Genomic DNA, 13,417 nt, shown 5'->3' with positions numbered 1-13,417 from the left:
GAAATATTCGCCCTCTCTGGCGGCGGGTGTTGTGTCGGCTTCGGGTACGCTGGGTATCTTGATCCCGCCGTCGATCATGTTGGTCATCATGGCGGATCAGATGGCGCTGTCTGTTGGCGATCTGTTTATGGCTGCGGTTTTCCCCGGCGTGATACTCGGGCTGCTATATCTGATCTATATCTTCATCATCGCCTTGGTGAAACGCGATGTGGCCCCCGTGCCATTGGGCGCAGTGCGTCCTGATTGGGCGGCAGTCAAGGATGTAGGCGTTGCTGTGCTGCCAACTCTGGCGCTGATCCTTGCCGTGCTCGGCTCGATCTTTGCAGGGTTCGCGACGCCGACAGAAGCTTCTGGCATCGGTGCGCTTGGTGCGACGCTGCTGGCCCTCGGGTATCGAAAGTTGACGTTTCAGAAGTTGAAGTACGTATTGATTTCAACCTTCAATACCACGGCGTACATCTTTGCCATCTTCCTTGGTGCGACGGTCTTCTCTTACGTGCTTCGTGAACTGGGTGGGGACGAGCTAATCGAACATATGATTGCTTCGACTGGTTTTGGTCCAACGGGCACTGTGGTCTTTATCTTGTTCATCGTCTTTCTTCTGGGCTTCGTACTTGATTGGATCGAGATTGCGCTGATCGTGCTTCCGCTGATGCGGCCGATCATCAACGGGTTGGGCATGGATATTCCAGGCTTTGGCGCGATTGATGAGCCTGCGCTGCTGTGGTTCGTGATCCTGGTCGCGGTGACTTTGCAAACCAGCTTCCTGACGCCGCCTGTGGGGTTTGCGCTCTTTTACCTGAAGGGTGTCTGCCCGCCAGAGATCAGCCTGATGCACATCTACAAAGGCATCATTCCCTTCGTGCTCTTGCAGCTGACAGGTCTGGCATTGGTCTTTGCATGGCCTGCATTGGCCACCTGGTTGCCCTCGGTCGCATATTAAGCAACTAAATACCTTGATAAGGAGTGATCCAATGACCGACCAGGAGCTTCTCAATGAACTAAGGTCCATCGTTGGGTCACGCCATTGCCTGACGGGCGCTAAGAAAACCGAGCGTTTCCGCAAGGGGTTTCGCTCGGGCGAGGGGGATGCGCTTTGCGTCATTCAACCCGCCACGGTGCTAGAGCAGTGGAGGGCGCTGCAAGCCTGCGTGAAAGCCGACAAGATCGTAATCATGCAAGCCGCCAACACGGGGCTGACCGAAGGTTCGACCCCCAATGGCACGTATGATCGCGGCGTTGTGCTTATCAACACCCGCCGCATGGATGCGATTCACACCGTAAAGGGCGGCGCACAAGTGGTGTCCTTGCCGGGGGCGACGCTCTTTGCATTGGAGAAATTACTTGCCCCTTTAAAGCGCCAGCCCCATTCGGTGATCGGTTCTAGCTGTATTGGGGCGTCAATTATTGGCGGCGTTTGCAACAATTCCGGCGGTTCGCTGATCGAGCGGGGCCCGAGCTACACAGAGCTAAGCGTTTTCGCGCAGATCACGGCGGATGGCCAGTTAGAGCTGGTGAACCACTTGGGGATCAATCTGGGCGATACCCCTGAAGAGATCCTGACGCGCTTGCATAGCGGCAGTTTCACAGATGCGGATCTGGAGCAAAGCAACAAACATGCGTCTGACACGGAATACGCCACGCGCGTGCGCGACGTTGATGCAGATACGCCTGCGCGCTTTAACGCGGACAAACGCCGTCTTTACGAAGCGGCGGGCTGCGCCGGCAAGCTGGCTGTGTTCGCGGTGCGCCTTGATACCTATCCGATGAACGAGGCCGAACAGGTCTTTTATATCGGCACAAATGATCCGCACGAGTTGACCGAACTGCGCCGCGCTATGCTGGCAGGGTTCAAGAGCTTGCCAGTTTCTGCCGAATACATGCAGCGCGAGATTTTCGATATCACAGAGGTCTATGGCAAAGACACGGTGATGATGATTGACTGGCTTGGCACGGACAAGCTGCCCGCATTCTTCGCACTAAAGGGAGCGGTGGATGCGCGGCTGAACAAATGGGCGCCGACGCGAGGGTTTACTGATAAATTCATGCAACTGTTTTCGCGGCTGACGCCTCCGGTTCTGCCCAAACGTATGAAAGAGTATCGTGACCGATACGAGCATCACCTGATCCTGAAGATGCGCGACGGGGGAATTGACGAGGCGCGCGCATGGTTGTCAGAGTATTTCGCTGATCGGGAGGGGGGCTTTTTCGAATGCACCGCTCGCGAAAGCAAGATTGCGGGTCTGCACCGCTTTGCCGCCGCTGGCGCGGCCATTCGGTATCAGAACATTCATCAAAGCGAAGTTGAAGACATTCTTGCCCTTGATATCGCGCTAAAAAGGAATGAGACGGCATGGCTTGAAGAGCTGCCAGCCCATATTTCGGACAAGCTGGTGCATCGGCTCTATTACGGCCACTTCATGTGCCACGTGCTGCATCAGGACTATATCGTGAAGAAAGGCGTCGATCCCAAGGCGCTCAAAGCAGAGATGCTTGCGATTCTAGATCAACGCGGTGCAGAGTATCCAGCAGAGCATAATGTCGGCCATCTTTATCCTGCCAAGCCTGATTTGGCGGATTTCTACAAGTCGGTTGATCCGACAAACAGTTTTAACCCGGGTATCGGCAAAACGTCGAAATGCAAACACTACGGTCGAGTAAGTTAGTTCAGCGTTAAACTAATTTGCTATGCATTGAGTGCATGGCGCTAGTCCGCAGCTAGGCTACCTAGGGTCAATACGAGGTGTTAGTGAGCGGTCAGAGACGAAAAGGGAGGGGCGTTCTCGGGGGGACTGGGAGCATGCCTACAAAAAAGATAGGAAGTCGTGCGCCCCAATGTCATATAGTTTGGTATTAAACTAACACTAGAGCGCGCTGAAAGATCAAGGGAAGAGGGACGCATGACCGACCACACACAAGACATCGACCCGATTGAATCACAGGAATGGCAAGACGCTATTTCTGACGTGATTGAACGGGACGGCGCGAACCGCGCGCATTATTTGCTGGACAAAGCTGTGCAGCAGGCGCGCGCCGCCGGTGCGCAATTGCCGTTTTCAGCAACAACTCCATACCAGAACACGATTCCCGTCGACGATGAAATCGACGTGCCAGGCGATCAGGAAATGGAATGGCGCATTCGCACGATCAATCGTTGGAATGCGATGGCGACCGTTGTGCGCCGTAACAAGGTGTCCAGTGAATACGGTGGTCACATTGCCTCTTTTGCGTCTTCTGCGGTGATGTACGACATCGGTCTGAACCACTTCTGGCGCAGCAAATCTGCGATCCACGGCGGCGATCTTGTGTTTTTCCAGGGTCACGTAATCCCCGGCATCTACGCGCGCTCCTTCATGGAAGGGCGCCTGACAGAAGAGCAGATGGAGAACTTCCGCTCCGAGGTGAATGGCGGCGGTCTGTCCTCATATCCGCACCCTTGGTTGATGCCGGATTACTGGCAGTTCCCGACGGTTTCCATGGGCCTTGGGCCATTGATGGCGATCTACCAAGCGCGCTTCATGAAATACATGCACAACCGTGGTCACATCGACATGGCCGACCGCAAGGTTTGGGTTTTCCTTGGTGACGGCGAGATGGACGAACCTGAATCGCGCGGCGCGATTGATCTGGCTGCGCGCGAGGGGCTCGACAACCTGATCTTCGTGGTTAACTGCAACTTGCAGCGCCTTGACGGTCCGGTGCGCGGCAACTCCAAGATCGTGCAAGAGCTTGAGGGTGGTTTCCGCGGCGCGGGCTGGAACGTGATTAAATTGCTTTGGGGCAAAGGCTGGGATGCCTTGCTTGAAACGGACACGACGGGCCGTTTGCGTCAGTTGATGGATGAAACGGTTGATGGTGACTATCAGACGTTCAAATCCAAGGACGGTGCCTACATCCGCAAGCATTTCTTCGGTAAATACCCTGAGACAGCGGCACTGGTTGAAGATTGGACAGACGAGCAAATCTGGGCGCTGCGCCGTGGTGGCCATGAGCCGAAGAAGGTTTACACCGCCTTCAAACGCGCGACCGAAACCAAAGGTCAGCCAACATGCCTGTTGATTAAAACCGTCAAAGGCTACGGCATGGGCACGGCGGGTGAGGGGCAGAATACCACGCACCAGCAAAAGAAAATGGCAGAAGATCAGCTTCGCGCGTTCCGTGATCGTTTTCAGATCCCGATCAGCGACGAAGACCTGCCAAAGGCGCCGTTTGTGTCGTTGAACAACCAGCAGAAAGCTTATCTGCTTGAGCGCCGCAAAGAGCTGGGCGGGGAATTCCCCAAACGCGAATGGCGCGATACACCCAAGCTGGAAATTCCGCCACTGTCCAAATTTGATGCGCAGCTGAAAAGCACGGGAGATCGTGAGATTTCCACGACGATGGCTTTTGTCCGCATCCTGACCACGCTGCTGCGTGACAAGAATATGGGCAAGAACGTCGTTCCAATTGTGCCGGACGAAAGCCGTACATTTGGTATGGAGGGTTTGTTCCGCTCGGTTGGAATCTACAATCCGAAGGGTCAGAACTATACGCCCGAGGACCGCGATCAGATGTCCTATTATAAAGAATCGACCGATGGTCAGGTTCTGCAAGAGGGCATCAACGAAGCGGGCGCGATGGCAGACTGGATTGCGGCGGCGACGTCTTATTCCAACCACGGCGTGCCGATGGTGCCGTTCTTCATCTACTATTCCATGTTTGGCTTCCAGCGGATCGGCGATCTGTGCTGGGCGGCTGGCGATAGCCGTGCGCGCGGCTTTATGCTGGGCGGAACAGCCGGGCGTACAACGCTGAACGGCGAAGGTTTGCAGCATGAAGATGGTCACAGCCATATCCTTGCAGGCACGATCCCGAACTGCATCACATATGATCCGACCTTTTCTTATGAGGTCGCGGTTCTGGTGCATCACGGTTTGCAGCGCATGTATGTGGATCAGGAAGACGTTTATTTCTACCTGACGCTGATGAACGAGAACTATGCGCATCCAGATATGCCAATGGGCGCGGAAGAAGGGATCATCAAAGGTCTTTACCGTTTCAGCAAAACGGCCAAGCCAGCGAAGAAGCATGTGAACCTGATGAGCTCTGGCACCATTCTTGTTCAGGCGATGGAAGCGGCCAAAATGCTGAAGGAAGACTTTGGTGTGACTTCTGACATCTGGTCCGCAACCAGCTTTAACGAGCTGGCGCGCGATGGTCAGGATGCGTTGCGCAACAACCGCCTGAACCCGCTCGCGGATGAGCAGGTTCCTTACGTAACCCAGGTGTTGAGCGGGGCGAAGGGCCCGGTGATCGCTGCGACGGATTACATGAAGAACTACGCCGAGCAAATCCGCGCCTTTGTGCCACAGAACTTTGTTGTGCTCGGAACGGATGGCTACGGACGCTCTGACAGCCGTGTGAACCTGCGCCGCTTCTTCGAAGTGGATGCAAATCACATTGCAGCAGCAGCGATGGTGCAGCTTTTCAAAGAGGGAGTCGTATCTGAGAAGGATCTCAAATCGGCGCTCGCGAAATATGACATTGACGGCGAAAAGCCGAACCCCCGTTTGGTTTAATTGGGGAAGGAGAGAATATCATGGCTATTGAAGTAACAGTCCCCGACATTGGCGATTTCACCGACATTCCAGTTGTAACCGTATTGGTCAGTGTAGGCGATACCGTCGCTGTTGAAGACCCCATCGTTGAATTGGAGTCCGACAAGGCGACGATGGAAGTTCCATCCTCTGCCGCCGGCGTGGTCAAAGAAATCAAAGTGAGCGAAGGCGACAAAGTGTCGATGGGATCGGTCGTTCTGATCCTTGAAGGTGAGGGTGCAGCAACTGCACCAGCAAAGGAAGCAGCTCCGGCGGCGACGGCCCCGGCTGCGGCTCCAGCAGCGGCAGAACCAGCAGCGGCACCTGTGACGGATGCCGGATTTGGCAAAGCACATGCCAGCCCTTCCGTTCGTGCCTTTGCTCGGACGTTGGATGTTGATCTGACAAAGGTGAACGGCACAGGCCGTAAAGGCCGCATTCTGCGCGAAGATATCACCAAGGCATTCAAATCCACTGCGGTCCCTGTCGCAGCTGGCGGCGCTTCGGGCGGCATGGGTATCCCGCCAATTCCAGTCGTCGATTTTTCCAAATTCGGTCCTGTGGAAGATGTGGAAATGCCCCGCATCAAGAAGCTGTCCGGCCCTGCGCTGCACCGCTCTTGGCTCAATATCCCGCACGTTACGCATAACGACGAAGCGGACATCACCGACCTTGATAAGTACCGCAAGGAAATGGACACGATGGCCAAGGACAACGGCTATCGCGTGACTTTGTTGTCCTTCGTGATAAAGGCCTCCGTCTCTGCGCTCAAGGAACACTGGGAGTTCAATTCCTCGATCCATCCTGATGGTGACAAGCTGATTAAGAAAGACTTCTACAATATCGGTTTTGCGGCGGATACGCCTGTGGGGTTGATGGTTCCCGTCATTAAGGACGCGGACAAAAAGGGTCTTGTCGAGATTTCCAAAGAGCTGATGAGCCTTTCCGCCGCTGCGCGTGAAGGCAAGCTCAAAGGGCCAGATATGCAGGGCGCGACCTTTACCATTTCGTCCCTTGGTGGCATCGGCGGCACGTCTTTCACACCTATCGTGAACGCACCTGAAGTGGCAATCCTTGGCCTGACACGGTCGAAAATGGCCCCTGTCTGGAACGGTGAGGAATTCGTTCCACGCCTGATGCAGCCGCTTTCATTGTCCTACGATCACCGCGCTGTCGATGGCGCTTTGGCAGCACGGTTCACCGTGACGCTGAAGAACCTGCTCGGCGATATGCGCAAGTTGATGTGGTAAGGAGAGCCATCATGGAAATCAAAGTACCTGATATCGGTGATTTCGACGCGGTTCCCGTCGTCGCAATCCTTGTCTCTGTCGGCGATACGGTGGCGGAAGAAGACCCGCTGATCGAACTTGAATCCGACAAAGCCACTATTGAAGTCCCAAGCCCCGTTGCGGGCGTCGTTAAAGAGATCAAAGTTGCCGAAGGCGACAAGGTTGGTGAAGGCGCTGTCATCATGATCTTTGAAGGCGCTGGCACCGAGGATGCCCCGAAAGCGGCTGAAGCCGCCGCCACACCTGCTGCGGCGGCACCTCAAGCGATTGCGGCGACTGGCACCGCCGGTGGTGCTGGTGATGTGCATGGCGAAGTTGTCGTGCTCGGCTCTGGCCCTGGTGGATATACAGCGGCGTTCCGCGCGGCTGATCTTGGCAAGTCTGTTGTTCTGATTGAGAAAAACCCTACTTTAGGCGGAGTTTGTCTGAACGTTGGCTGTATTCCGTCCAAAGCCCTGCTGCATGTCGCCAAGGTAATTACCGAGGCGGAAGACATGGGCGCGCATGGTGTGAGTTTTGCCAAGCCTAAGATTGATCTGGACGAGCTGCGCGCGTTTAAGGATGGCGTTGTGTCCCAGCTGACGGGTGGCCTTGATGGCCTCAGCAAAGCGCGCAAAGTTACGATCGTGCGCGGCACCGGAAAGTTCACAGGGCCCAACATGATTGAAGTCACGGGCGATGAGGGCACCAAGACTGTCAGTTTTGATAATTGCATCATTGCTGCTGGTTCCGAACCCGTGCATCTGCCCTTCCTTCCACATGACGACGAACGGGTTATCGACAGCACGGGCGCGTTGGAGTTGAAGGATATTCCCAAGCGTATGCTGGTTTTGGGCGGTGGTATCATCGGTCTGGAAATGGCCTGTGTTTATGATGCTTTGGGATCAAAAGTGACCATCGTCGAGTTGATGGATCAGATCATTCCAGGTGCTGACAAAGACATCGTCAAGCCTTTGCACAACCGCATTAAAGGGCGTTATGAGAACATTCTTCTCAAGACCAAAGTGACAGCGATGGAGGCCCAGAAGGGCGGCCTGAAAGTTACGTTCGAGGATGACAAGGGTGAGGTGACAACCGGCACCTTCGATAAAGTTCTTGTTGCTGTGGGTCGTACACCTAATGGCAAGAAGATCGACGCTGACAAAGCCGGTGTTGCGGTGGACGAGCGCGGCTTTATCGCTGTGGATAGTCAGCAACGCACCGGCGTGAACCACATCTTTGCGATTGGCGATCTGGTTGGACAGCCCATGCTTGCACACAAAGCCGTGCATGAGGGTAAAGTCGCCGCAGAAGTCTGCGCGGGTCACAAACGGCACTTTGATGCCAACCTCATTCCTTCGGTTGCTTACACCGATCCCGAGGTTGCCTGGTGCGGCGTGACGGAAACCGAAGCAAAGGCCAAAGGTATCAAGTTCGAAAAGGGCGTTTTCCCTTGGGCTGCGTCCGGCAAGGCTTTGTCCAACGGGCGTTCGGAAGGGATGACCAAGCTTTTGTTCAACCCAGACGATCAACGCGTGATCGGGGGCTGTATCGTTGGCACCAATGCGGGTGATTTGATTGCCGAAGTCGCGCTTGCGATCGAGATTGGCGCGGATGCGGTGGACCTGGGTCACACCATTCACCCGCACCCTACGCTATCCGAGACGGTCAACTTTGCGGCGGAAATGTTTGAGGGCACAATTACCGATCTCATGCCGCCGAAAAAGAAAAAGCACTAAGTTGCAACCAGGCTGAATTTCAGGTGCCCGCATTGTGATGATGCGGGCACTTTTTTTGTGCGTCGATCATGGTCTTTTGTTCTATCGTGATGTCGGCTTCGGTATCTCGTTGATGATGGATTTGTTTGCCTTCATATCTTTTTTATTTGGCTGGGGGGCCTTTTTATGATTGCTTTATTGTTGATACCGCTTGCGTTGGCATTTGCCTTTTCCGGCTTTTTTGATGATGAGATTGAACGGATCGCAGAAGAAAACGGGCTTGATGGATTTGATCCGGATGAACCTTCGATCTACGACAATAGCGAAGTCACTTTTGGCACTAACACACCTGACACGTTGACAGGAACAAGTGGCGATGACGCAATCTTTGCGTTGGGGCAGGCTGACGTTGTGCGCGCACTGGGCGGCGATGATCTTGTTGAAGCAGGTACCAATAATGACACGGTTTATGGCGGCCCAGGCGATGACCTGATCGGGGGCGGCACGGGCTTTGATGTGCTTTATGGCGACGACGGCGACGACGCCTTGCTTGGCAATGGCGGGGACGATTTGTTGATCGGGCGCGCTGGCGAAGATCTGTTGATTGGCGGGGGCGGCGCCGACAGCCTGAACGGTGGTCCCGGTGACGATCTATTGGTCAGCGGATATGTAGAGATTGGCGATGAAGGCGAGCAGGACGTAAGTGCATCAGCGCTTGCTGCAGTTGCGGCCTACACAGACGGATCGCTAGAGGATGTTGATTTTGCCGCACTGGAAGACGCAGGCGCGCTGAATGGTGTGGACACGTCATTTCTGACGCAAGCGCTTGAACCTTCGCAAGGCGGTGATTTGCGCGGCGGCGATGGTGATGATGTGCTGGTGCTTGGCGGCGGCGACACGGCTTCGGGCGGAGCAGGGCAGGACCTGTTTGTGCTGAATGAGGATATGGTTGACGAGACTACTGTTGTGATTACCGACTTCAGTCTTGTTGAGGATATCATTGCACTTGAGTTTGAAGGACCGGACGAGCCAGACATTCAGGTGCTGGATCGTGACGAGGATGCAGTGATCTTTATTGGTGCCGAAGTTATCGCACGTATAGAGGGCGCGGCAGGGCTGACAACGGCCAACCTGCGACTTGTACAAGCCAGTGCGTAGAAGATTACTTTTGACAAAATGAGCGATTTGTTCTCAAACTACCATATTTAGATTTCATATTTATGGGAGAGCTACATGCTGCGTAGTTTTTTAGTCGTATTCACTTTGGTTCTGTGCACGCCAATCATGGTTTCAGCGGCGTCTTTGGTGGCCAAGGTTGATGTGTCCAGCCAAACGATGACAGTTATTCGCAATGGCGAGGTGATCTATAGCTGGCCTGTTTCAACCGCACGCAAAGGCAAAGTAACGCCGCGCGGAACCTATTCGCCGCAAAGCCTGTCGCGATATCACAAATCGAGCCTCTACAATAATGCGCCAATGCCTTATTCTATTTTCTTTCGCGGCAATTACGCGGTGCATGGTACAAATCAGGTAAGCCGCTTGGGACGCCCTGCTTCTGCGGGTTGTGTCAGGCTTCGTACAGAGAACGCGGCAAAGCTTTTCGCCCTCGTTCAAAAGCACGGTTTCAAGAATACACGCATTGTCGTTCAGAACTGAACTGGTAGGGCGCTAGCCGTAAACTGCGCCCCAGCGTTCGATCAGTTTTTGCTGCAAGGCTTTTGCGCGCCTGTTCCAGTCTTGCCCGCCGCGAGGCGCTTCTTTGTCCGCTTCCTTGATCCCGCGGCGGCGGTTGGTGTCGGCGCAAATCATTGAAAAGGCAAGCTGTTTGCCATCTGGCGCGGTCATGTACCCGCTGAGCGCGCTAACAAAATTTAGCGTGCCGGTTTTCGCATGAACCTTGATCGGATGATCCTTGAGCACCTTTCGTTTTTCATCCCGCATCGCGATTGGTTTGAGCAATTGCGCAAAGCCTGCGCGCGAGCGCGCGACAAGCATTGCATTGACCATGCCTTGCGCGGTGACCTTGCTTGCATCGCTAAGGCCAGAATGATCTGCAAAGCTGGCGTTACCCATCTTCAGCGCGCTGTTGGCCCATTTACTCATCGCGCTTGCTGAGGCTTTGAGCGAGCTGGCTTGGCCACCGCGTTTACGGGTAGCGGTCAGTCCTACGACTTCTGCCGTCAGGTTAGTCGAATATTTGAGCATATCCCGCAGGATATTGCTAAGCGGGACACTGGTATGGGTGACAAGGGCGCGCGCGCTTGGTGCTCTTGTTGAGCGCTGCGGTGATTTCAGGACGATGCCTTGTGCCCGCGCAAAGGTCTGGAACACGTCGGCGGCATAAAGCCCTGGTTTGCGCACAGGCAACCAACGTGATCCACTTTTGCCAAGTGCGCTGCGGGCAACGGACCATTGATCAAACTTGCCAGCGTCTTTGTAACTGTAAACGGGCAAATCCCGCGCTGCGATTTGCATCTTGGAGATATAGACGTCTGGTCGATACTTGTTAGAACGCGCATCCATTGAAACCGAATAGCCGTTCCCGGTTCTGCGCCATTCAAAATGCACGCGGTTGAAATTCAGGTTCAAGCCGGAAAGCGCTGGGTTATAGCTGACGTGGTCCGGCTGGGATTTATCAATCTCCCGGAATTCAGGCAGAGCGTTGTCGACATAGTAGAATTGTCCGCGTACCTCGCGGATGCCGAGCGCTTTTAACTGAGCGGCCATGCTGGCGAGCGCGTTGGTGTCCAGCGTCGGATCACCACCGCCAATCAGGAACAAGTCACCCGAGACAACACCGCCAGCAATAGAGCCATTCGTACTTAAACGCGTTGCGAACCTGTAGTTCGCGCCAAGCGTGTCTAATGCATAGAGCGCGGTTATCGCCTTTGCTGTGCTTGCGGGGGGCAGGCCCATTGCAGCATTGTTCGTTTCCAGCAATTTGCCTGTGCGCAGATCCGCGACGGCAAATCCTACAGCGCCGCCAAGCTGCGCTGCATTAATGATCGCCTTTGATGATGCGGCCCGTACAGGTGCCGCAGCGGCGACAGAGGTGCCTCCACGGGCAGTGGGGCGAAGCGATGTCAGGGGGGCATTCGCAAATGCGACATGACCGACTGACGCAGAGGCGGCAGCGGTCAGGAAAAAACGTCGTGTTAATAAATTGGTCATATAAACGTTAATGCAAATTGTTTGGGTCTAAACAAGGCCAGATGGGCGCGTCACTTGGGCTTTTTACGGCAAATTGATGACTTGTATCGCCTGCGCCTCGTCGATTTAAGTCTGTCTACCACAGTTTGACTGTTTCAGGCGCACATTATGTTCAAAGCCCTCCTTATCATGCTTGTCGCGATGAGCTTTATTCCCGCTGGCGATGCGGCTAGCAAAATATTGACCTCGCAGCTTGGTGTTGCACCTGTTTTCGTGGTTTGGACACGGTTTTTAATCGGTGGGTTGGCGCTACTTCCGTTCACATGGCGCGCGGGGGTCAGCGTCTGGCGTGACTGGCGCGTGTGGGTTCGAGCTGGGATAATTGGGCTTGGTATCAGCTGCATAACTCGTGCGTTAAGCATGGCCCCGATAGCGGACGTTTTTGGCGCGTTCTTTATTGCCCCGATCATCAGCTATGTTTTATCGGTCTGGCTGCTGAAGGAACGCGCGAGCGTTGTCCAAGCAAGTTTGGTCGTGATCGGCTTTGTCGGCGTATTGCTTATCGTAAGGCCGGGGTTCGAGGCATCGCCGGGCCTTGGCTGGGCGGTTCTTGCAGGCTGTTGTTATGGCAGCTTTCTAACCTTGTCGCGCTGGCTGGCAGGGCAGGTCGCGCTAGGTGGCCTGATGTTTACACAAATGTTTGGCGCAGCTGCGTTGACGACGCCATTTGTTTTCGGGCAATTCCCTGAATTCACGCCGCAAATTGCGGCCCTTACGCTGTGCAGCGCTGCTGGCTCGATGATTGGCAACGTCTTGATGCTGTTTGCTTATCGCATGCAGGAGGCATCGAAACTTGCGCCTTTTGTCTACTTCCAGCTTATTTCAGCGGTGGCATTTGGCTGGCTCGTTTTCGGGGAGTTCCCAACCCTGCTAACGGTTGTTGGTATGGCGCTTATCATAGGCGCGGGCATTGCGGTTGCTGCGCTTCAGTTAAGACGGCCAGTCACCGCGCGCGCGTAGCTCGCTAGAGGAAATATCCCGCATCGGGACATTGATGAAGGCCCATGCCGGGGCGTTTGCGTTGGCAAGCAAACGTGCTTGGCGGCCTTTCAACAAAGCGTGACGGTAGATCTGCGCGGCGGGGGCCGTGCGCCCTTCAATACGCTCGCCCGGACGGGCAAGAACACCGACGGGAACAGTTTGAATGATCTGTTCCCAATCCTTCCACAAATGGAACTGAGCAAGATTGTCCGCCCCCATTAGCCATGTGAAGCGGGCGAAGGGAAAACGTTCGCGCAGGCCGCGTAGAGTTTCGGCGGTATAGCGCGTTTGTAGCTCTTCCTCGATGTCGGAAATATGCACGCGCGGGTGCTGCATAACATCGCGTGCGCGTTCCATGCGCCGCGCCATCGGGGCGGGGCCGTGTGCCTTTAACGGATTGCCGGGCGAGACGAGCCACCAGACCTCATCCAGATCGAAACGCTTCAGCGCTTCAAGCGTGATATGAACATGGCCTTGGTGGGCCGGATCGAATGATCCACCAAGAAGGCCAATGCGTCTTGCGCGTGTGGTAAGGGCTGTGGGTGTCATACATTGCCTTTAGCGGGCAGGGCGTGCACGCGCAATCAAATGCCCAATCCAATTGCGCCGCGCCGCGCATCGCACTATGTGGATGCAAACTGAATTCAGCGTGAGGAGCGACCCC

10 protein-coding genes are annotated in these 13,417 nt (G+C 55.0%); 8 read left to right on the top strand and 2 right to left on the bottom strand.

From position 1 onward, the window contains the following. From WBC85_RS08455 to WBC85_RS08425, 7 genes are all read left to right on the top strand, one after another. The coding region (locus WBC85_RS08455) for a TRAP transporter large permease (RefSeq protein ID WP_424435260.1) at positions 1–943 on the top strand (943 nt) is incomplete at its 5' end. A gap of 31 nt (positions 944–974) precedes the next feature. Continuing rightward, positions 975–2,666: a D-lactate dehydrogenase gene (gene dld, locus WBC85_RS08450; protein ID WP_424435257.1), complete on the top strand. Its 1,692-nt coding sequence runs from the start codon at positions 975–977 to the stop codon at positions 2,664–2,666. Between the two features lie 234 nt (positions 2,667–2,900). After that, complete coding sequence (gene aceE / locus WBC85_RS08445) at positions 2,901–5,558, top strand: pyruvate dehydrogenase (acetyl-transferring), homodimeric type (RefSeq protein ID WP_424435254.1); 2,658 nt, start codon at positions 2,901–2,903, stop codon at positions 5,556–5,558. Between the two features lie 20 nt (positions 5,559–5,578). Then, positions 5,579–6,826, top strand: a complete 1,248-nt coding sequence (locus WBC85_RS08440) for a 2-oxo acid dehydrogenase subunit E2 (protein ID WP_424435251.1) — start codon at positions 5,579–5,581, stop codon at positions 6,824–6,826. Between the two features lie 11 nt (positions 6,827–6,837). Further along, complete coding sequence (lpdA, locus tag WBC85_RS08435) at positions 6,838–8,583, top strand: dihydrolipoyl dehydrogenase (protein ID WP_424435248.1); 1,746 nt, start codon at positions 6,838–6,840, stop codon at positions 8,581–8,583. A gap of 165 nt (positions 8,584–8,748) precedes the next feature. Further along, complete coding sequence (locus tag WBC85_RS08430; protein ID WP_424435245.1) at positions 8,749–9,720, top strand: calcium-binding protein; 972 nt, start codon at positions 8,749–8,751, stop codon at positions 9,718–9,720. Between the two features lie 75 nt (positions 9,721–9,795). After that, the gene (locus tag WBC85_RS08425) at positions 9,796–10,218 is read left to right on the top strand and encodes a L,D-transpeptidase (RefSeq protein WP_424435242.1); all 423 of its coding nucleotides are present in this window, start codon (positions 9,796–9,798) and stop codon (positions 10,216–10,218) included. 12 nt (positions 10,219–10,230) lie between these two features. On the opposite strand, the gene dacB is transcribed toward WBC85_RS08425, so the two are convergent. Then, entirely contained in the window at positions 10,231–11,733 is a 1,503-nt protein-coding gene (gene dacB, locus WBC85_RS08420) for a D-alanyl-D-alanine carboxypeptidase/D-alanyl-D-alanine endopeptidase (protein WP_424435239.1), read from the bottom strand. 147 nt (positions 11,734–11,880) lie between these two features. On the opposite strand from dacB, the gene WBC85_RS08415 reads away from it, so the two are divergent. Beyond that, on the top strand, positions 11,881–12,732 hold the full coding sequence (locus WBC85_RS08415) for a DMT family transporter (RefSeq protein ID WP_424435236.1): 852 nt from the start codon (positions 11,881–11,883) through the stop codon (positions 12,730–12,732). Here WBC85_RS08415 and WBC85_RS08410 read toward each other — a convergent pair. Then, entirely contained in the window at positions 12,703–13,302 is a 600-nt protein-coding gene (locus tag WBC85_RS08410) for a nicotinate-nucleotide adenylyltransferase (protein WP_424435233.1), read from the bottom strand. The genes WBC85_RS08415 and WBC85_RS08410 overlap by 30 nt on opposite strands. Positions 13,303–13,417: the final 115 nt, after the last annotated feature.

Source organism: Planktotalea sp. (genome assembly GCF_049680325.1).
Lineage (GTDB): Bacteria > Pseudomonadota > Alphaproteobacteria > Rhodobacterales > Rhodobacteraceae > Planktotalea.
The sequence above is the reverse complement of the archived record's forward strand: the minus strand, read 5'-3'. Positions and strand labels throughout refer to the sequence as shown.